Annotated in this window: 25 protein-coding genes; 8 read left to right on the top strand and 17 right to left on the bottom strand. The window is 38.7% G+C overall.

The window, feature by feature from the left end:
- Positions 1-6 precede the first annotated feature (6 nt).
- From yihA to AA974_RS06545, 7 genes are all read right to left on the bottom strand, one after another.
- Positions 7-633 carry a ribosome biogenesis GTP-binding protein YihA/YsxC gene (gene yihA / locus AA974_RS06575; RefSeq protein WP_064433889.1) on the bottom strand — a complete coding sequence of 209 codons (627 nt, stop codon included), beginning with the start codon at positions 631-633 and terminating at the stop codon, positions 7-9.
- On the bottom strand, positions 630-1,187 hold the full coding sequence (lptA, locus tag AA974_RS06570; protein ID WP_064433888.1) for a lipopolysaccharide transport periplasmic protein LptA: 558 nt from the start codon (positions 1,185-1,187) through the stop codon (positions 630-632). The genes yihA and lptA overlap by 4 nt, the downstream gene beginning before the upstream one ends.
- The gene (locus AA974_RS06565) at positions 1,187-1,780 is read right to left on the bottom strand and encodes a hypothetical protein (protein WP_064433887.1); all 594 of its coding nucleotides are present in this window, start codon (positions 1,778-1,780) and stop codon (positions 1,187-1,189) included. Before AA974_RS06565 ends, lptA begins: the two co-directional genes overlap by 1 nt.
- Entirely contained in the window at positions 1,755-2,249 is a 495-nt protein-coding gene (locus AA974_RS06560; protein WP_064433886.1) for a KdsC family phosphatase, read from the bottom strand. Before AA974_RS06560 ends, AA974_RS06565 begins: the two co-directional genes overlap by 26 nt.
- Complete coding sequence (locus tag AA974_RS06555; RefSeq protein WP_064433885.1) at positions 2,246-3,193, bottom strand: septal ring lytic transglycosylase RlpA family protein; 948 nt, start codon at positions 3,191-3,193, stop codon at positions 2,246-2,248. The genes AA974_RS06560 and AA974_RS06555 overlap by 4 nt, the downstream gene beginning before the upstream one ends.
- The gene (locus AA974_RS06550) at positions 3,193-4,305 is read right to left on the bottom strand and encodes a lytic transglycosylase domain-containing protein (protein WP_064433884.1); all 1,113 of its coding nucleotides are present in this window, start codon (positions 4,303-4,305) and stop codon (positions 3,193-3,195) included. Before AA974_RS06550 ends, AA974_RS06555 begins: the two co-directional genes overlap by 1 nt.
- Positions 4,306-4,394: 89 nt before the next feature.
- Entirely contained in the window at positions 4,395-5,159 is a 765-nt protein-coding gene (locus tag AA974_RS06545; RefSeq protein ID WP_064433883.1) for a TatD family hydrolase, read from the bottom strand.
- 74 nt (positions 5,160-5,233) lie between these two features.
- Between AA974_RS06545 and ribE the strand changes: the two genes are divergently transcribed.
- Genes ribE through AA974_RS06525 form a run of 4 tightly spaced genes read left to right on the top strand, consistent with a single transcriptional unit; the run spans position 5,234 to position 7,781 of the window.
- Complete coding sequence (gene ribE / locus AA974_RS06540; RefSeq protein WP_064433882.1) at positions 5,234-5,854, top strand: riboflavin synthase; 621 nt, start codon at positions 5,234-5,236, stop codon at positions 5,852-5,854.
- A complete protein-coding gene (locus AA974_RS06535; protein WP_064433881.1) occupies positions 5,855-6,127 on the top strand; it encodes a FlhB-like flagellar biosynthesis protein in 273 nt (90 codons plus the stop codon).
- A 21-nt stretch (positions 6,128-6,148) separates the two neighbouring features.
- On the top strand, positions 6,149-7,132 hold the full coding sequence (locus tag AA974_RS06530; protein WP_064433880.1) for a methionine ABC transporter ATP-binding protein: 984 nt from the start codon (positions 6,149-6,151) through the stop codon (positions 7,130-7,132).
- A gap of 1 nt (position 7,133) precedes the next feature.
- Positions 7,134-7,781, top strand: coding sequence for an ABC transporter permease subunit (locus AA974_RS06525; protein ID WP_064433879.1), 648 nt, complete (start codon positions 7,134-7,136; stop codon positions 7,779-7,781).
- Positions 7,782-7,812: 31 nt separating this feature from the next.
- Here the strand turns inward: AA974_RS06525 and AA974_RS06520 are convergent, their stop codons facing one another.
- The 4 genes from AA974_RS06520 to wecA are packed head-to-tail and all read right to left on the bottom strand — an operon-like array spanning position 7,813 to position 11,021.
- A complete protein-coding gene (locus AA974_RS06520) occupies positions 7,813-8,931 on the bottom strand; it encodes a glycosyltransferase family 8 protein (RefSeq protein WP_064433878.1) in 1,119 nt (372 codons plus the stop codon).
- A 48-nt stretch (positions 8,932-8,979) separates the two neighbouring features.
- Positions 8,980-9,408: a hypothetical protein gene (locus tag AA974_RS06515; protein ID WP_064433877.1), complete on the bottom strand. Its 429-nt coding sequence runs from the start codon at positions 9,406-9,408 to the stop codon at positions 8,980-8,982.
- A gap of 9 nt (positions 9,409-9,417) precedes the next feature.
- The gene (gene lpxF / locus AA974_RS06510; RefSeq protein WP_064433876.1) at positions 9,418-10,014 is read right to left on the bottom strand and encodes a lipid A 4'-phosphatase; all 597 of its coding nucleotides are present in this window, start codon (positions 10,012-10,014) and stop codon (positions 9,418-9,420) included.
- Positions 10,014-11,021: an undecaprenylphosphate N-acetylglucosaminyl transferase WecA gene (gene wecA, locus AA974_RS06505; protein WP_064433875.1), complete on the bottom strand. Its 1,008-nt coding sequence runs from the start codon at positions 11,019-11,021 to the stop codon at positions 10,014-10,016. The genes lpxF and wecA overlap by 1 nt, the downstream gene beginning before the upstream one ends.
- A gap of 137 nt (positions 11,022-11,158) precedes the next feature.
- Between wecA and pdxJ the strand changes: the two genes are divergently transcribed.
- The 4 genes from pdxJ to flgG all read left to right on the top strand — a co-directional run bounded on the left by pdxJ (position 11,159) and on the right by flgG (position 15,058).
- Positions 11,159-11,947, top strand: a complete 789-nt coding sequence (gene pdxJ / locus AA974_RS06500) for a pyridoxine 5'-phosphate synthase (RefSeq protein ID WP_064433874.1) — start codon at positions 11,159-11,161, stop codon at positions 11,945-11,947.
- Positions 11,947-12,870, top strand: coding sequence for a 4-hydroxythreonine-4-phosphate dehydrogenase (gene pdxA / locus AA974_RS06495; RefSeq protein ID WP_064433873.1), 924 nt, complete (start codon positions 11,947-11,949; stop codon positions 12,868-12,870). The genes pdxJ and pdxA overlap by 1 nt, the downstream gene beginning before the upstream one ends.
- A 196-nt stretch (positions 12,871-13,066) precedes the next feature.
- The gene (tsaD, locus tag AA974_RS06490) at positions 13,067-14,089 is read left to right on the top strand and encodes a tRNA (adenosine(37)-N6)-threonylcarbamoyltransferase complex transferase subunit TsaD (protein WP_064433872.1); all 1,023 of its coding nucleotides are present in this window, start codon (positions 13,067-13,069) and stop codon (positions 14,087-14,089) included.
- 180 nt (positions 14,090-14,269) lie between these two features.
- Positions 14,270-15,058 carry a flagellar basal-body rod protein FlgG gene (gene flgG, locus AA974_RS06485; RefSeq protein WP_064433871.1) on the top strand — a complete coding sequence of 263 codons (789 nt, stop codon included), beginning with the start codon at positions 14,270-14,272 and terminating at the stop codon, positions 15,056-15,058.
- On the opposite strand, the gene AA974_RS08305 is transcribed toward flgG, so the two are convergent.
- From AA974_RS08305 to AA974_RS08125, 6 genes are all read right to left on the bottom strand, one after another.
- Positions 15,055-15,624, bottom strand: a complete 570-nt coding sequence (locus tag AA974_RS08305) for a hypothetical protein (protein WP_412767736.1) — start codon at positions 15,622-15,624, stop codon at positions 15,055-15,057. The genes flgG and AA974_RS08305 overlap by 4 nt on opposite strands.
- Positions 15,625-15,699: 75 nt before the next feature.
- Positions 15,700-15,858, bottom strand: a complete 159-nt coding sequence (locus AA974_RS08300) for a hypothetical protein (RefSeq protein ID WP_412767740.1) — start codon at positions 15,856-15,858, stop codon at positions 15,700-15,702.
- Positions 15,798-16,085 (bottom strand): DUF3944 domain-containing protein, encoded by a 288-nt coding sequence (locus tag AA974_RS08295; protein ID WP_080471062.1) that lies wholly within the window; start codon positions 16,083-16,085, stop codon positions 15,798-15,800. Before AA974_RS08295 ends, AA974_RS08300 begins: the two co-directional genes overlap by 61 nt.
- A 359-nt stretch (positions 16,086-16,444) precedes the next feature.
- Entirely contained in the window at positions 16,445-16,585 is a 141-nt protein-coding gene (locus AA974_RS07950) for a hypothetical protein (protein ID WP_196207226.1), read from the bottom strand.
- Between the two features lie 83 nt (positions 16,586-16,668).
- Positions 16,669-17,430: a YaaW family protein gene (locus AA974_RS06470; RefSeq protein WP_064433870.1), complete on the bottom strand. Its 762-nt coding sequence runs from the start codon at positions 17,428-17,430 to the stop codon at positions 16,669-16,671.
- A 352-nt stretch (positions 17,431-17,782) separates the two neighbouring features.
- Positions 17,783-18,007 (bottom strand): hypothetical protein, encoded by a 225-nt coding sequence (locus AA974_RS08125; RefSeq protein ID WP_230380945.1) that lies wholly within the window; start codon positions 18,005-18,007, stop codon positions 17,783-17,785.
- Positions 18,008-18,252: the final 245 nt, after the last annotated feature.

Raw genomic sequence — 18,252 nt, 5'->3', positions numbered from 1 at the left:
TGTGGCTTATAAAGGGCTAGTGAGCAAATATTTCAAAAGGGTTTGGCGCACTACTTCAAGGGTTGGGTATTTTGAAGAAAGGGCGTTAAAACGGATAGTATTGATTAAAAAAGGTTTAGGGGCGTTTAAAAAAAGGCGGTGTTGCTCGTTTTTATTCAACTTGTCAAATTTCGTAAAAAGAGCAAGGTAGGCTTGATCGGGCCTTAAAAGGGCTTGAATATTTTCTTTAGCGTTTTTATCAATTTCTAAATTCAAATGGCGCGCATCCACTAAATGGATAAAAAGTTTGATAGAAACCCTAACGCTTAACAATTCCCATAAAAACCCCTCCCATTCTTTTTTCAAGCTTTTAGAAACTTTAGCGTAGCCAAACCCGGGCAAATCAATCACATTAAAAGTTGTTATTAAGGCGTTTTCTTTATCTTCCCAAGTGGTGGAAAAAAAATTCGCTAAACGGGTTTTTCCAGGCGTTGCTGAACTTTTGGCGAGATTTTTTCCTAACAAGGTATTAATAAACGAGCTTTTACCTACATTGCTGCGCCCTAAAATGACCATTTCAGAAGTCAAGCTCGCAGGGCATTGCGAAAGTTGGCTAGAAGAAGTGAGAAAATGAGCGTCTTTAATGGCGATCATGGTTTTTCCTTAGTGCCTTTCTTCTTCAATTTAGCCTTACGATTTTCTTCATTAATATCTTCCATATCAAACACAAATTTAGCGGGCCGTTTCGCGCTCCCCAACACATCAGCATAACCCTTAGTTTTGTTTAAAATGATCTCATCGCCGGTGATGACATTAGATTTCCCCACTTCTCTAACCACCGCATTTTGCAATAACTTGTATTCCCCATTCAGCGCGTTATAAATGAGCTTGTCAGCGCTCCCGCTGATTTCACGATTATCCTCTGTAAAGATGTTAAAATGCGTGTTCCCTGTGGCTTCATAGCGCTCTGGCTTTCGTTTATCGTTTAAAAACACGCTCACCTTATCCGCAAACAACCGGTCTTTACCTTTTTTGATCTGCACATTGCCTTGAATAACGGCGGTTTTTGTTTTGTCGTTCGCTACAAATTGGTTGCCGGTAATTTCTAAAAGCTCTCTTTCTTTTTTCAAACCTTTATTCTCTGTTTTTTGAGCGCTCATCACGCTTAAAAAGCTCAAACAACACACAAGAACACACCACCAACGCATTAAAACTCTCCTTTGAAAGTGGGGAATTTTTTCTTTTCTTTCTGGCTTTGTTTGATTTCATCTAAAAATAAATACGCTTGAATGCTTTGAGCTTCAACAATGGCTAGAGCATGCGAATAAGAAATGTCAAGCCCTTCAACCTTGCTATCCTTTGAAGTGAGAATGAAACGGCCCTTGCCTTTAAAATTTTGCTCTTTATGGTTGTAAATCCCTGTTTCACTCCAAAAACTAGAATCATCGCTTCTTTTATAAGTAACCCCATTAGGGAAGAAATACAAATCCTGCTGCCGTTTGGCTTTAGGGGATTCAACGCTTTCTATCGTGTCTTCATCATAGCGCTTGATTTGAGAATTAAAAAAGATCTCGTAATCATCGTATTGCAGAGCTTTTTTGCCCTCTATGGACAGATCAAGGATTTTATCGTTGACTTGAAACGCTTTAAAATTTTCTAATTCAATTTTAGGGATATTTTCTTTAGAGACCACGCTAGTGGGTTGGGAACGCAAAAAGAAAAAAACTAACCCTATCGTGATGAAAGATAAAACCACAAAAAAGTTTAAAACACTATTAGAGGTAAAGCTTGAGCGCTTCATTTTGCAAGCCTTCTAATGTTAAAAGATAATCAATCGCTTCCCTAACAGCCCCCTTACCCCCTGAGTTTTGTAACACTTTATAGGCCTTGCTTTTAAGCAAGGGGTGCGCATCAAACGGAGCGAAACTCAAAGTGCATGCCTTAAACATGCCTAAATCGTTATAATCATCGCCTACGCATGCGATTTCTTGTGCGTTTAATTGCAAGTCTTTTTTGAGCCGCTCCACAACCACGCTTTTATTTTCAACGCCCATAAAAACCAACTGAACGCCTAAACTCTCCATGCGTTTTTTGACCATTATTGAAGTTCTTCCTGTAATGATAGCGATTTTTTTACCTAATTTTTGCCATAGCGTCATGCCAAGCCCGTCTTTGACATTAAAAGCCTTGATCTCGTGAAAATTTTCATCAAAATACAACGACCCATCTGTGAGCGTGCCATCCACATCTAAAAGCAATAACTTAATCATTCTCTCGTTAAAACCGCATTCTGGTTATATTTTTTCATAAAATCCCTAGCCTCTTCTTCGCTTTGAAACCCTTGAACTAAAACTTTATATAGATCGTCTTTAAAAGCGATCTTGACGCTGTAATTTGGATTCTCTGCTTGCAATTTATCCGCTAAAGTTTGAGCACCCATTTGGTTTCTAAAAGCCCCCATTTGCAAAGAAAATTTCCCTCCGCTCACGCTTTTTTCGCTCTCGCCGACTTTAAATTCCTTGTGTAAGATCTTTGAAGAGTTAGCGTTAAAGGCTTGTTCGTATTGATTGGAGATAACCCCACCAAAACCCAAAACAATGAGACGCACGCTGGCTGTGCCTTTTTTAACCATGTCAATATCCCTAGCGGCCGCATTAGACAAATCAATGATGCGATCGCTCACAAAAGGTCCTCTATCGTTGATGCGCACAATGGTGCTTAAATTGTTTTCAACATTGATGACTTTCACCACGGTGTTCATGGGTAAAGTCTTGTGCGCGGCGGTGTGGGCATACATGTTATAAATTTCCCCATTACTGGTTTTTTTGGCATGGAAACTGGGGCCATACCAGCTCGCAATGCCATCAAATTTTTCGCCCAAATCCACTTTAGTGGGATAATACCACTTGTTCCCCACTTGATAAGGGCGCATGGTGGCTCTTTGGATCGCGCTAGAATCGCGCATGCCGTTATCTAGCGGCTGATCTTTTGTGTTGCCATCTTGCGAATTGGAGTGGCGTTTGAAATGGCGTTCAAAAAAATTGCGTTTATAGGTGGCTTTTTTGGTTGTTGGGTCATAGTCTTTAGCGTTTTCATAAGCGCGCAAGCTTTCATGCTTGTAAGACAAATTCTTTACCCCCTCTTTTTTAACCGCACAAGCACTAATCAAAAAAATAACGCCTAAAAAACAAACTTTTTCCAACGCCAAACCCATTAAAATTCCCTTGTAGCGAGTAATTTTTTGTTGGTGGGGATGATTAAGCACTGGTGGATAAAAATATTAGAATCTTTGAGATTATTGGCTAATTGAATACTGGAAATACTGACTTGATAGCGTTTAGCGATAGAAGATAAGGTTTCTTTAGGCAAGACCACATGGGTGATAAAAGGGCTTTTTAAACTAGCTTGAATGTTTTTATTTTGTTTGAGCTGGCGTTGTTTGAAAAGGGCGAGTTTTTCATAAGGGATATAAATGGTGTAGGTGGGGTCTTTAGAAGGCAGAATGTTATAACGGAATTGGTGGTTGTAGGATTTTAAGGTTTCTAAACTCAAGTTTAAATTTTTAGCCACTTGAACTAAAGAAGTGTGCCTTTTAAACGGGACGCCCACTAAACTCACCCTCGCCCCACGATTGAGCAGATATTCTTTATCTTTGAGATTGTCTAGGCTGTTGAACTTTAACGCCAGGATTAGAATGGAGCGGATATACTCTCGTGTTTCTTTAGGGAGGTATTTTTTATCTTCATCCAACAAAATCTTAATGTCCGAAGTGCCGGCGGCTTTAATGGCGTTTTGAACCTTGCGTAAGCCGTAATTATACGCCATAGCGACCAAATACCACTCCCCGGTTTGTTTGTAAAGCCGTTTCAAATAAGTGATCGCCGCTTGAGTGCTTTTAATGGGATCTCTTCTTTCATCAATGTAATGATTGACCTTAAGCCCTAATTCTTTAGCCGTGTTTGGCATGAATTGCCAAATCCCTACCGCTTTTTTCCTGCTATAAGCCCTTGATGAAAAATGAGACTCTGCCATCGCTAAAAACAAAAATTCTTGCGGAACGCTCGCTTTTATTAGCATGTTTTTAATGATAGGGATGAACTGGTAATTTGCGTCAAACCTTTTGACGAGCCTTTTCCATTCTTCTTTTTCATTCATTTTTTTTAAAGCGTTTGGCATTTGAGATAAAAAGCCCGCATTAACCCCAAAAGCCTCTAGCACTTTGGTGTCAATATTGGACTCAAAAGCGATCTTAGCGTGGCTTAAAGAAGCTAATAAAAGCCAATGAGTCATTAAAAAAAACAACCATTTGGTATTAAAATATTTCATTCTTTTTTAAAATCCTAATTATTTGATAAGTTTAATAATGGCTCTAATTATAACTAAACTTGAATAACGCTTTCTAACACAGCCCCATTTTAGGGGAAACTAAAGAGCGTTTGAGCGTTATGCGTGCTTAAAGAAGCGAGCTCTTCAGTCTCTAAGTTGATGATTTCGGCAATTTTTTGAGCGATTAAAGGGATATAAGTAGGGCTATTTCTGGTGCCTCTAAAAGGGTGTGGGGTCAAATAGGGCGAATCCGTTTCTAAAAGAAGCCTGTTTTTAGGGATTTTAGGCAGAATCTCTACCAGTCTTTTAGCGTTTTTAAAAGTGCTAACCCCTCCTATCCCATAATAAAAACGATCGCTTAGCTCCAAAAGCATGCCATCAGCGTTAAAGCAATGCAACACCCCAAAAGCCTTAGGATAGCTTTTTAAAATATTCAAACTATCAAAACTCGCCTCTCTGATGTGGATAATCAAGGGCTTGTTGTGTTGGATAGAAAATTCAATCTGTTTTGTAAAAATTTCTTTTTGCTTGCTTTTATAATTTTCTCTTTCATTCAATTCAGGCAAGCGGTAGTAATCCAGTCCGCATTCGCCTATCGCCACGCATTTTTGATGCTCAACAAACTTTTCAAACAAACTTTCATCAAAGCTTTCCACATCATAAGGGTGAGCGCCTATGGCAAAAAACACGCCTTCAAATTTTTCGCTAATTCCTACCGCTCTATTCAAATCTTTCATGTCCGCGCCCGGAATCACGCATTGAGTAACGCCTTTTTCTAAGCTTTCTTTTAACACTTCTTCTAAATCGTTTTCATAATCCCTATGATCCAAATGGCAATGCGTATCAATAAACATGCTTTTATCCTATGGTTTTATTTAATATGTTATAATAATTAAGCATTCTAACATGAGGAAAGTAATCATTAACGATGTTCAGCGGCATAATCCATCAAATAGCTAGAGTAAAAAGTTTCCAAAACAATATTTTAAGTATAGAGAGCGATCTCAATCCCAAGCTTGGCGATAGCATTGCGATTAACGGGGCGTGTTTGACCGCCATAGAAAGTTCAAAAACGCATTTTAGCGTGGAATTGAGCCAAAAAACCCAAAACAGCGTAGCGTTAGAAAATTACAAGGATTTAGTCCATATTGAGCCAGCCCTAAAAGCCGATGCGAGTTTGGATGGGCATTTTGTACAAGGGCATATTGACGCTATTGGGGTGATTGAAAAAATCATTCAGTATTCTAATCAAGTGGATTTTTTTATCAGTGCTTCTAAAGAAACGCTTTTATTGTGCGTTGAGCAAGGCTCTATTGCAGTTGATGGGGTGAGTTTGACTTTAAGCAAGGTAGAAGAAAAAGGGTTTTGGCTAACGATTATCCCTTACACTTTAGAAAACACCCTTTTTAAGACTTATAAACTCAAACGGCGCGTGAATGTTGAAACGGACATGCTAGTGCGCAGCGTTGCGTCTATTTTGAAAAAAACAAAAGGGCTTGAGAAAAATTTCTCTTGGAATGACGCCGACTCTTTGACTTTAGGGTATTAGATGAATAAAACCATAAAAGCCGCCGCTCTAGCTTATAACATAGGGCAAGATCATGCCCCAAAAGTGATCGCAAGCGGGGTGGGCGAAGCGGCTAAAAGGATCATTCAAAAAGCTAAAGAATACGATATAGCGCTCTTTTCTAACCCCATGCTGGTGGATTCGCTTTTAAAGGTGGAATTAGATTGCGCGATACCTGAAGAATTGTATGAAAGCGTGGTGCAGGTGTTTTTATGGCTCAATAGCGTGGAAAATAACGCGCAAATGTCCAAGTGAGCAAGATATAAAGTTAAAACGATGATAGTAGAACTAAAAAACATTGAAAAGATTTATGAAAACGGGTTTCATGCCCTAAAAGGCGTGAATCTGGAATTAAAAAAAGGCGGTATTTTAGGCGTGATAGGCTATTCAGGGGCAGGGAAATCCACGCTCATTCGCCTGATTAATTGCTTGGAGCGCCCCAGTTCTGGCGAAGTTTTAGTCAATGGAGTCAATCTGTTGGAATTAAAGCCTAAAGAATTGCAAAAAGCGCGCCAAAAAATAGGCATGATTTTCCAGCATTTCAATTTATTGAGCGCTAAAAATGTGTTTGAAAATGTCGCTTTCGCTTTAGAAATCGCCCGATGGGAAAAAACCAAGATCAAATCAAGGGTGCATGAATTGTTGGAATTAGTGGGGCTAGAAGATAAAATGCATTTTTACCCTAAACAGCTAAGCGGTGGGCAAAAACAAAGAGTGGCCATTGCTAGGAGTTTAGCGAATTGCCCTGATTTATTGCTTTGCGATGAAGCCACATCCGCATTGGATTCTAAAACCACGCATTCTATTTTAACGCTTTTAAGCGGTATTCAAAAAAAGCTTAATTTAAGTATTGTTTTCATCACGCACCAGATTGAAGTGGTTAAAGAATTGTGCAATCAAATGTGTGTGATCAGCAGCGGCGAAATTGTGGAAAGAGGCTCGGTAGAAGAAATTTTTGCTAACCCTAAACATGCCGTTACTAAAGAATTGCTTGGCATCAAAAACGAGCATGGGGATCAAAAACCGCAAGACATTTATCGCATCGTGTTTTTAGGGGAGCATTTAGACGAGCCGATCATTTCTAATTTGATCAGGCGTTTTAAAATAGATGTGAGTATCATTTCAAGCAATGTTGAAGAGCTTACGACTAAAGATATAGGGTATTTAGTGGTGCGGTTTTTAGGCAATACTGCAGAGACTCAAAGGGCTTTAGAGTATCTAAACGCTTTAGGCTTACAAGTGGAAAAATTAAAGGATTAAAATGATTTCTCAAATGCTTATTCAAGCCACGCTAGAAACGCTTTATATGGTGTTTGTGGCGAGCTTTTTGGCGGTTGTTTTTGGCTTGCCTTTGGGGGTTTTATTGTTAGTGAGTAAAAAAGGGCATTTGTTAAACAAACCCCTTTTGCATAAAATTTTAGACACTTCTATCAACATGACTCGCTCTTTCCCTTTTATCATTCTCATTATTTTGCTCCTGCCTTTATCGCGCTTTTTGATTGGCACAAGCATTGGCTCTAGCGCGAGCATTATCCCGCTAGCCATTTCAGCCATTCCTTTTGTCGCAAAGCTTTTTGAAAATTCTTTAATGGAAGTAGAGCATGGCAAAATTGAAACCACTTTAAGTTTGGGAGCGTCTCATTTGGAAGTCATTAAGATGATGCTTTTAGAGAGCTTGCCCTCTTTAGCGAATAATATCACCATCACCTTAATTTCTTTAATAGGCTATTCGGCTATGGCGGGAGCGTTAGGGGCTGGGGGCTTGGGGGATTTAGCCATTAGGATTGGCTATCAAAGTTATAGGGGCGATGTGCTTTTTTATGCGGTGGTTGTGATTATTGTTTTAGTGCAAATCATTCAAAGCGTGGGGGATTATGTGGTGAAGCACCTAAGGAAGCATAAGTATTAGGGGTTTGGTTTCGCCCTGTGACTCCAACAAATTAGAACTTTTTTTTGAAAAAAATTTTTTGAAAGAAAGTTTTTATCGGTTTAGACCATCGTTCTTTAACCACTAAATTATAGTAATGGGATGCAAAAACTTTAATGGATCGTATGCTCACTTCATAGAGACACTTATCTTGAGAAAAATAATGGATTTTTTGAGCAATATCTCGGTATTCTATGCGTTTTTTTTGTATTTCTAGAGTGAAGTCTTTCCAAAATGGGGTGTGTGCAAGCATCTCTAACCACAGGTGGTATTGGTTCCCCAAAGGGAACTCCCAAGGTTTGCCATTGTAGATTCCAAGAGCATCTTTATCGGATTCATAGTGCATGATAATAGGGTTTGAAAGAATGTCTTGAATTTGAGAGATCTCATAGGGGATTTGCTGGCGATAGATAAATTCATTGGGTTTGTCTTGATGGATGATTTCAAACCGAATGGGTGAGGAAGCTTTATGCCGCAAATCGTCAAGTTCTTCTTGATAATAATAAGGCAAAACACAATAGTGTAAGGGAAGTTCTTTAATATAAGCATGCAAATGGTGTATCAATGTAGGTTCTTTAAAATATGGACGCATTAATTGAATTTTAAATTTTTCTAAGACTTGTTCGCTAAAGGAGTTTTTGCGCATATAATCCAAATTGCAAAACCAAAACCCCTCTGTAACTGATTGTGATACTAAACTTATCACACCACTCAAATGAAAAGATTCGCTTATATCTAAAGCGATAAAATCATCAGCGAAAGCTCTGCAAAAGACCACATCCACATCAGACCAAATCATTTTGCTATATTGGGGGAATAAACTAGGGAGAAGGTATTTGACCAGAATCATTCTGGAATAACGATTAACCCATGCACTATCCGTGATGGTGGGCAAAGAATCAAGAGTGGCGCTAATATCTTGGCATTTCAAAGTGGCAAAATGTTTGAAAGGCTTGATGGTTTCTTGGAGTCTGTTTAAATCATCTTCATTTAAACCGCTATAGAATACATAGATACTAAAAAGTACCCCTTCAACTGCACGATGGGCATGCAATAAAGAGTAGAGAGCCACAGCCCCTGTTTTTAGGTAGTTTTTATCAAAGGCAAAGGCAATAGGGATCTCATGTTGCATCAATTTTCCTTGGAGATTTTGTAGAAATAAACTATATCATAGCTCATGTTAGTTTTTATTGATAAATTTATCCATCTGTTTTTCTAAATCTATGATTTGCGTTACCGCTCCCTCTAAAATTTCAAAATTTTTAGCGTTTTTTGGGGTAATGCATGCAAGCTTGTTGGAAGTTTTTTCTAACGATTGGATGTCTTTAAGCAGGGTTTTTAAAACTTCTGTGCTTTTAAAATCCTTCTCAAAATAATCATCAAATTGCTGTTCTGTTTGAGACAAATTCTCTAAAAAAGCGCTTTGAAGGCGTATTTGAGTGCGATCATGCCCGGTTTTTACACAGGTTTTATAGGTTCTATCGATCGCCATAAAAGCGTCTTTGGCTTTCAAAAAAGCCTTTGAAAGCTCAACGATGATTTCATAATGTTCGCCTTCCGCTCTTAAAAACCCTAAAAAGAGCAAAATGAGTAGTAACTTTTTTAGCACTTTATCCCTTTACCATTGATAAGAAAAGCTCACCCCATAGCGGCTACTGCCCTTAAAATCGCTAGAGATTTCAGGATAGAGCATCCATTGCTTAGGTTTGTAGCGTGAAGTGAATAAATAAGCAAACCCCCATGCGATAAGGCTGCCGATCGTAACTTGCAAGATCGTGTGTTGTCCTGCCACCACTCTGCTGGCATCAGTGAGTATTGCAAGAGCGATCACAGGAAGAGCCGGTTTCCACCCGTAGCGGTAATACACAAACCCGGCCGCACTAAACGCCCCCCCAGCATGCCCGCTTGGCATGCCTCTCCAAGAATTACAGCACGGGCGTTTAGCGAATTCCACTCTAGCCCCATCTTTATGGGCGGTGCTAAAAGCTCCTTTAAGGCCATAAATCACTCCTTGAGTGACTAATGTGCCGACCGCTAATTCCCCTAAACCTCTATAATCGCGCATCGCCAAACTGACCGTGCCTACAAAAATAGGCAAAAACCTAAGCACATCGCCAATCTCTTCTAAAATGTATGCCCCCTCATTGATCGGTTCACTCCTTAAAGGATATACCCATAAGAGCAGACTCAAAAAAAGACTTTTGAGCTTTTTCATTAAAACGCTCGTTTTTCTAAAACGCAAACTTGCCTATTCAAATAAGCATAACCCATTAAATAGCATGCGATAAAGACCAGGCTAATGACAATGAGCGCGTAAGCGTTTAAGCGAAAAAAGACGCTTATTAAAATAAAAGGCAGGTTGCATAGAATAAGGATAAACGCGCATAAAGGGTTGGGGTAATTTAAAGAGCGTTGTTGCAAGAATTGGAATAAAAGGGTGTGCAAATGCAAATTATCCGGCATGGTGGCTTTCTGGCGTTTTATTTTGCGCCTAAGGATACTAAAAAGCACCTCTATGACCGGATAAAGCATTAAATTGAGCCCAAAAAACACGCTGATTTTTTGCTCTAAACTCAAATTTAAAAGGGAAATCCCGCACACCAAACCCAAAAAATACGCCCCCCCATCGCCTAAAAAAATCTTTCCTAAAGGGAAATTTAACACCATAAACCCAAGCACCATGTAAGCCAGCAAACAAGACAAACTGCTAGGGTCTATATAATGAATGACTAAAAGCGTAATCGTGCAAATCCCTGATGCAAGTCCGTTAAACCCGTCAATGATATTAATAGCATTACTGATGCCCACTAGCATAAAAATTGCGAATAAAAAAGCAACAAAATAAGGCAAGCTAAAAAGGGGCGAAAAATCGCTCACCACTAAAGGCGTTGATGAGATGATGCAAATAACCCCTACGGCTTGCAAAATAAGGCGTATTTTAGGGCTGAGTGAAAGGTTAATGTCTTCTAAAAAACCGCTTAAAAAGATTAACAACAGCCCCAAAAAAACAAAAAACCCCTTAAAAGGCATTTCAAAAGGTTCAAAATAACAAGCCAACGCAAAAGAAAGAAAGATCCCAAGCCCCCCGGCTCGTGGGGTTCTTGCATGATGAAAGCCTTGTATTTTGTTAGCGTTATCCACAAAGAGCGTGGATTTTTTAGACCACAAAACAATCAAAGAGCAAATGAAGAGACTGGTTAGAAAATATAGCACCCACAACACTTTTTATTGGATTTAATTGGCATTTTGTTTTGGGTATTATAGCAAAAGATAGCTTGATGATAAAATCTTATTAGGTGTAATGAGGTGGGTTTTATGTTACAATTTCAAAAATCATTATTATAAAATAAAGGATAGTCATGCGTTTTGGATTGAATATTGATCACATTGTTACTTTAAGAGAGATAAGAAAAACTTATGAGCCTGAGATTTTAGAAGCCCTATTTATCGCTAAAAACACCCATAAAGTGGATTTAATCACCATTCATTTGAGGGAAGACAAACGGCACATTCAAAATGAAGATGTTTTGAAGCTGCTTGAAATAAGCCCTTTGCCTATCAATATTGAATGCTCTATCAATGCTGAAATCACTGATTTTTTATGCTCTTTAAAAAATAAGCCAAGTAAGGTTACAATCGTGCCTGAAAACAGAAATGAGGTTACGACAGAGGGGGGATTGGATTGTTCATTAAAGGGTTTAGAAGAGGTGATTAGAGCGTATCGCAATCAAGGCATTGAAGTGTCTTTGTTTATTGATCCTTTAAAAGACGCCCTGCATTTTGCAAGGGAGCATCAAGTCAAGCAAGTGGAGTTCCACACTGGGGTGTATGCGAATTTGCACAACGCTCTACACTCTAACGCTAACAATCAAATCCATGCCATTAGTGCGCTCAAAGACAAAAGACCTAAAGAACTGAAAGAAGAATTGCACAACGCCTTTTTGCAATTAAGAAGAATGAGTAAGGAAGCGTTTTTTATGGGCATTACAGCATGCGCAGGGCATGGGTTGAATTATTCTAATGTGAAAGAATTGTTAAAAATCCCCTCTTTAAGAGAGCTTAATATCGGTCATAGCGTGATTTCAAAAGCGGTTTTAGTGGGCTTAGAAAAAGCGATTTTAGAAATGGCGCAACTCATTAAACGATAATGGCTAAAAAGAAAATTGCGATCAGTTGTGGGGATGTTCAAGGCGTAGGCTTGGAATTGATTTTAAAAAGCCATAAGGAAGTGAGCGTGCTTTGTGAACCGTTGTATCTCATTGATGGCGAGCTTTTAGAGCGGGCCAATCAATTGCTTAATAACGCTTATGAAGCTAAAACGCTTAACGCAATCGCTATCAATTCCCCCTTACCCTTATTGAATTCTAACACGATAGGCAAAGTCAGTGCTCAAAGCGGGGCGTATAGTTTTGAGAGTTTTAAAAAGGCTTGCGAGTTAGCGGATGATAAAGAAGTGGATGGCATTTGCACTTTGCCTATCAACAAACTCGCATGGCAACAAGCTCAAATCCCTTTTGTGGGGCATACCGATTTTTTAAAACAACGCTATAAAGAGCGTCAAATTATCATGATGCTTGGGTGTTTTAAACTCTTTGTGGGGCTATTTAGCGACCATGTGCCTTTAGGGGAGGTTTCTAAACTCATTCAAGTGGAAGCGTTAGTCCGGTTTTTGTTAGCGTTTCAAAAAAGCACTCAAGCTAAAATCGTTCAAGTGTGTGGTTTTAACCCCCATGCGGGCGAAGAGGGCTTGTTCGGGAAAGAAGATGAAAAGATTTTAAAGGCCATTCAAAAGAGCAACCAAACGCTAGGTTTTGAATGCTTTTTAGGGCCTTTGCCCGCTGATAGCGCTTTTGCCCCTAATAAACGCAAAATAACCCCTTTTTATGTGAGCATGAGCCATGATGTGGGGCTAGCCCCTTTAAAAGCGCTCTATTTTGATGAAAGCATTAATGTGAGTTTGAACGCCCCCATTTTACGCGCTTCCACTGACCATGGCACAGCGTTTGATATTGCTTATCAAAACAAAGCGAACAACAAAAGCTATTTGAATGCGATCAAGTATTTAGCTTAAAGGCTTTTTCTAAAAAGGGGGCTTATTTTAAGCTTTAATTTTAGTTCTTATCTCTTTATTATGATCCATATATTTAATTCCAGCTTTCTATTCATTGGTATTTTTGTAAATTCGCTTTTTAGTTTTTGTTTAAAGGCTTTAGAATGCTGCTAACAAGGTATAATTCAAGCAAAAACACCACCCAAAGATAAAGATAATGATTTTAAGCATTGAAAGTTCTTGCGATGACAGCTCTTTAGCCCTTACAAGAATAAAGGACGCTAAGCTCATCGCTCATTTTAAAATCTCTCAAGAAAAGCACCACAGCTCTTATGGGGGCGTTGTGCCTGAGCTTGCATCGCGCTTGCATGCTGAGAATTTGCCGCTCTTATTAGAACGCATTAAAATAAGCTTGAATAAGGATTTTTCCAAAATTAAAGCCATCGCTATCACTAATCAGCCAGGTTTGAGCGTGACTTTAATAGAAGGTTTGATGATGGCAAAAGCCTTGAGCTTGTCTTTGAATTTACCCTTGATTTTAGAAGATCATTTGAGAGGGCATGTGTATTCGCTCTTTATCAATGAACAACAAACCTGCATGCCTTTAAGCGTGTTGCTAGTCTCTGGGGGGCATTCTTTGATTTTAGAGGCTAGAGGTTATGAAGACATTAAAATCGTTGCCACGAGTTTAGACGATAGCTTTGGGGAGAGTTTTGATAAGGTTTCCAAAATGCTTGATTTAGGCTATCCAGGGGGCCCCATAGTGGAAAAATTAGCCCTTGATTATGTGCATCAAAACGAGCCTTTAATATTCCCTATCCCTTTAAAAAACAGCCCGAATCCGGCTTTTAGTTTTTCAGGTTTAAAAAATGCGGTGCGTTTGGAGGTTGAAAAAAACGCCCCCCATTTGAATGATAGCCTCAAACAAAAGATTGGCTATCATTTTCAAAGCGCAGCGATTGAGCATTTAATCCAGCAGACTAAACGCTATTTTAAAATCAAACGCCCTAAAATTTTTGGCATTGTGGGGGGAGCGAGCCAAAATCTTGCTTTAAGAAAGGCGTTTGAAAACTTGTGTGCTGAATTTGATTGCAAGCTTGTTTTAGCCCCTTTAGAATTTTGCAGCGATAATGCCGCCATGATAGGGCGATCAAGCCTAGAAGCTTATCAAAAAAAGCGCTTTGTCCCTTTAGAAAAGGCCAATATTTCGCCAAGAACGCTGTTGAAACGCTTTGAGTGAACAGACACAAAAAGAAAGTGTTATAATCAAACGCCCTAAAATTTATCAATAGCGTCAAGTATCGGTTATTTTGAGGCAAGAGCTTAAAAAAGAGAGCGTTAAAAAAGAGCGTTTTAGTCAAATTTAATCTTATTTTTGTTACAATCCTAGGCTGTTAAGTTTTAGTTTAAGGGGAAAATCATGCTCCGCTCTCTCTATAGCGCCACTTCAGGGATGCTCGCCCAACAAACGCATATTGACACCACTTCAAACAATATCGCTAATGTCAATACCACCGGGTTTAAAAAATCTCGAGCGGATTTTAACGACTTGTTTTACCAAGCGATGCAATACGCTGGCACCAACACAAGCAACACGACTTTATCGCCAAATGGCATGGAAGTGGGCTTAGGCGTGCGTCCTAGTGCGATTACTAAAATGTTTTCGCAAGGCAGCCCTAAAGAAACGGAAAATAATTTAGATGTCGCCATTACGGGTAAAGGCTTTTTTCAAGTCCAGTTGCCTGATGGCACCACCGCTTATACAAGGAGTGGGAATTTTAAGCTAGACGAACAAGGCAATCTTGTAACGAGCGAGGGCTATCTCCTCATCCCTCAAATCACTTTACCTGAAGACACCACGCAAGTGAATATCGGTGTGGATGGCACGGTGAGCGTGACTCAAGGCTTGCAAACGACTTCTAATGTGATCGGGCAAATCACTTTGGCTAATTTTGTCAATCCGGCGGGGCTTCATTCTATGGGGGATAATCTGTTTTCAATCACCAACGCTAGCGGCGATGCGATTGTGGGTAATCCGGATTCTCAAGGATTAGGCAAGTTAAGACAAGGCTTTTTGGAGCTTAGCAATGTGAGATTGGTAGAAGAAATGACGGATCTAATCACTGCTCAAAGGGCTTATGAAGCCAATTCTAAAAGCATTCAAACCGCTGATGCCATGCTCCAGACGGTCAATTCCCTCAAACGCTAAAAGGATTTTACCTCTCTCTTAACGCTCTTTAACCCCCCACTTTCTTGTTGCTTTTTTGCTTGGGGATAGTTTTGTGCTTTAGGGTGGTTGTTACTCTTTTTTGTGGTTCTTGGGGCTTGGATTTTTGGCGTCAATTTTTGGACTATCGCTTGTGGGCTAGTTGATGCTTGCGTTATTGTTTGATTGGTGTTCTCTTTTGATGAAAAAACAGCTAAAATAGCTGGACCAATGAGAATACAAAAATCAATAACCAGATACCACATTTTCTTAGTTTTATTTACTTTCTGTTTTGCTTCTTGTTCCGCTTTTAGTTTTTTCCGTAAGGCGGCAACCACAAAGCATGCTGGCACGGTTACCCTATAAGCCGGCCCTGCAAGACTAATACTTGCTAGTGTGCCTGTAATGGCCCAACCAATAGGGTCAGCTAAAATACCTAGAGTTTTTGTGAGTACCATCTTACTTGCTACAGCTTTTAAACCATGCCCTAAAGTTTTGCCTGCCACTGCACTTGCGATACTCGTGGTCAATTGATAGGAATGAAAACCATCTGTTTTGAGCAAACCCAAAAAGACTGCATTCAAGGTTTGTTTGTTTAAACTATCTATGTTTTTTATATCTAACCCACGACCAACTTCCCTCTTCTATTCATCGCTTATCTCTTCTAATCTTTTTTCCAAGATCTTAGCAAGCATGTTTTCCTCAATCAAAGAGGCGTTAGATTTTTCATTGTAATTAACTTTTAAATGATCGCACACATCGCACAAAATTTCTTTGTATAAAACCCCTTCGTCTCTAAACAAATTCGCAAAACTATTGCTCCCATAACACTGTAATTCTTCGGCGATCCTTTTGGGGTATTTAGCGTAATCACTACCATATGTTTTGTATTCTGTTGAATTTTTAGCAATTCTTCACTCATTCTTGGTGCGCCATATTCATCATAAATAAGCACATCAAACAAATCTTTCAAATCGTTAGAGCTTAATTGCTTTAAAAATTCCAAATCGCTATCGTATCTGTATGCCATGCAATCCCTTTAATTTTACTTCTAACACTCGCTCAAATCCCACTAAACCCCCTTTTTAGTGATTAGTGATTAGTGGTTAGTGGTTAGTGGTTATAACATCATTTTTTAAAATCATGCTCAACCCCTTAAAAGGCTTAAACGCACCTGCTAATTGCACACAAAAATAGCGCTACAGATGCCAATGAGCTTTATTGGTTTTACAACTAGAGAATAATAATAATTAAAATATTTTGATACGCTTATCATTTTAGATAAGATAAATCTGATTTGAAGGTAGGAAACTATTGACTTTTTCTTTAGGTATGATTTAATGAAACGCTACTTTGATTTTTGGCACAAAAACCCCCTTCCTTTAACCCTTATTTTTTATCGTTTTTATGCTCGTAGTTAGCGTTGCATTGATTGGCTTGGTTTTGGCTATTTTTTTGACAACTTTCGTTGTTTTGATTTTTAGCATCACCTTTTTGATTGTGGTTTTGATTGTTGCAACTGTTACTCATTTTGTCTCCCTTAAATTAAAATAAAAACTAGATGCATTTTCGCATCTAGGTTTCCATTCTATACCTTTTTCCCTAAAAAAAGCTTAAATGGATTCTATTTGCAACGACTTCTTATCCTCACCGGCTTGCTGTGTTTTTAGGCGTAAAGTGGCGACCACAATGCATGCCGGTATGGTTACCCTATAAGCCGGCCCTGCAATATCAATCGCCGTCCATACGCCTGTAATGATCCAGCCAACAGGGCCTGTTAAAAAGCTCAGAGTTCTTGTAAGTGCTTGATTGCCCGCAAGCGATAAACCACGTCCTAGAATGGTTTTTGCGACCGCATCCGCAACAATGACAGCTAATTGATAAGATTTAAAGCCTCCCATTTTAAACAGCGTTAAAGCCGCTGCGCTTAAGGCTTGTCTGTTTAAATTGTCAGTGTTTTTTATGGACAATTCATCGCACATTTCTTTCACTTCTTCATCATCCATTTCTTCTAAGCTTCTTTCTAAGATTTTAGAAAGCATGTTTTGTTCAATTAAAGTCGTTTCAGTTTTCTTGTTGTAATTAACCTTTAATTTATCGCACACATCGCACAGGATCTCTTTGTATAAGACTCCTTCACCTTTAATGAAACTCGCAAAACTATTGCTCCCATAGTATTGCAACTCTTCAGCAATTCTTTCTGCGTATTTAGCGTAATCATCGCCATGCCTTTTGTATTCTATTGAACTCGTCAGTTTTTCATTGTGTCTCTTTTCGCCGTCTTTACCAAAAACAAGCACCTCAAACAAATCCAATAAGTCACTAGATTCCAATTGCTTTAAAAATTCCAAGTCTCTATCATATTTGTATGCCATATTATCCCTTTATATTGTTTTATCACTTGTTAAAAACGAACGACTTTTCGCACTCCATCGCTGTTTTTCTAAAGTGATTACTGATTTTAATATCATTTGTCTAAAACTATACTTAATATTCTAAAAAAGCTTAAACTCAAAAGCCCAACGCTCTTAGCTCTATAGATTTCATGCTTTAAAGCATCAATTCTTTTAAACACTAAAAGGGGGATTTTTATCCCCATTTTTTCTAACCTTTACTTTTTGCTCTTATACTCAAAGATTAATTAGGGTTAAGCGGTTTGGAGCGGTTGCTATCATTTTTTGTAATTCTTGTGGCTAGGATTTTTAGCATCAATTCTTTGGTTATTGCTTAATTGGTACCTCCTTTTCTAAGAAAAACAGCTAATAAAATAATGGCCGCAAAGAAAATAACTACACAAACAAAAATGCGAGTTGTACTAGCTTCATTAGAATTTGCTTTAGCGGTTTCATTAATAGATTGTTTCATATCATTAGCTTCATTTGTTTGTTGTGTTTCTTGGTGTAAAGATTTATCAGAATTTGTTTTAATAATGACATTGATAAGTTGTTCCATGTCTTTTTGTCTCTGATTCTCATGTATGACCAAACAACACCAAGTAGTCAATACTACCCATAAAAAATGACTCTAAAAGCAAATAAATACTGAATATAACTCCACCTTCTGGAAAAACAATAGCAAAAATATTATAACCAAGAATGATCCAAAGAATAAAGCTGAATACAACCGAAAAAATCCCACCTCTCAAGGAAAAGGCTACCCTATGGAAGAAACACAGCTAATGCATAAATCACAACTTA

The organism is Helicobacter pylori, assembly GCF_001653475.1.
Classification (GTDB): Bacteria; Campylobacterota; Campylobacteria; order Campylobacterales; family Helicobacteraceae; genus Helicobacter; species Helicobacter pylori_CM.
The sequence above is the reverse complement of the archived record's forward strand: the minus strand, read 5'-3'. Positions and strand labels throughout refer to the sequence as shown.

Bases quoted from the DNA above. Each gene is read 5' to 3' on its own strand.
- yihA (WP_064433889.1), bottom strand. From the start codon at position 633: ATGATCGCCATTAAAGACGCTCATTTTCTCACTTCTTCTAGCCAACTT.
- lptA (WP_064433888.1), bottom strand. From the start codon at position 1,187: ATGCGTTGGTGGTGTGTTCTTGTGTGTTGTTTGAGCTTTTTAAGCGTG.
- AA974_RS06565 (WP_064433887.1), bottom strand. From the start codon at position 1,780: ATGAAGCGCTCAAGCTTTACCTCTAATAGTGTTTTAAACTTTTTTGTG.
- AA974_RS06560 (WP_064433886.1), bottom strand. From the start codon at position 2,249: ATGATTAAGTTATTGCTTTTAGATGTGGATGGCACGCTCACAGATGGG.
- AA974_RS06555 (WP_064433885.1), bottom strand. From the start codon at position 3,193: ATGGGTTTGGCGTTGGAAAAAGTTTGTTTTTTAGGCGTTATTTTTTTG.
- AA974_RS06550 (WP_064433884.1), bottom strand. From the start codon at position 4,305: ATGAAATATTTTAATACCAAATGGTTGTTTTTTTTAATGACTCATTGG.
- AA974_RS06545 (WP_064433883.1), bottom strand. From the start codon at position 5,159: ATGTTTATTGATACGCATTGCCATTTGGATCATAGGGATTATGAAAAC.
- ribE (WP_064433882.1), top strand. From the start codon at position 5,234: ATGTTCAGCGGCATAATCCATCAAATAGCTAGAGTAAAAAGTTTCCAA.
- AA974_RS06535 (WP_064433881.1), top strand. From the start codon at position 5,855: ATGAATAAAACCATAAAAGCCGCCGCTCTAGCTTATAACATAGGGCAA.
- AA974_RS06530 (WP_064433880.1), top strand. From the start codon at position 6,149: ATGATAGTAGAACTAAAAAACATTGAAAAGATTTATGAAAACGGGTTT.
- AA974_RS06525 (WP_064433879.1), top strand. From the start codon at position 7,134: ATGATTTCTCAAATGCTTATTCAAGCCACGCTAGAAACGCTTTATATG.
- AA974_RS06520 (WP_064433878.1), bottom strand. From the start codon at position 8,931: ATGCAACATGAGATCCCTATTGCCTTTGCCTTTGATAAAAACTACCTA.
- lpxF (WP_064433876.1), bottom strand. From the start codon at position 10,014: ATGAAAAAGCTCAAAAGTCTTTTTTTGAGTCTGCTCTTATGGGTATAT.
- pdxJ (WP_064433874.1), top strand. From the start codon at position 11,159: ATGCGTTTTGGATTGAATATTGATCACATTGTTACTTTAAGAGAGATA.
- pdxA (WP_064433873.1), top strand. From the start codon at position 11,947: ATGGCTAAAAAGAAAATTGCGATCAGTTGTGGGGATGTTCAAGGCGTA.
- tsaD (WP_064433872.1), top strand. From the start codon at position 13,067: ATGATTTTAAGCATTGAAAGTTCTTGCGATGACAGCTCTTTAGCCCTT.
- flgG (WP_064433871.1), top strand. From the start codon at position 14,270: ATGCTCCGCTCTCTCTATAGCGCCACTTCAGGGATGCTCGCCCAACAA.
- AA974_RS08295 (WP_080471062.1), bottom strand. From the start codon at position 16,085: ATGGCATACAGATACGATAGCGATTTGGAATTTTTAAAGCAATTAAGC.
- AA974_RS07950 (WP_196207226.1), bottom strand. From the start codon at position 16,585: ATGAGTAACAGTTGCAACAATCAAAACCACAATCAAAAAGGTGATGCT.
- AA974_RS06470 (WP_064433870.1), bottom strand. From the start codon at position 17,430: ATGGCATACAAATATGATAGAGACTTGGAATTTTTAAAGCAATTGGAA.
- AA974_RS08125 (WP_230380945.1), bottom strand. From the start codon at position 18,007: ATGGAACAACTTATCAATGTCATTATTAAAACAAATTCTGATAAATCT.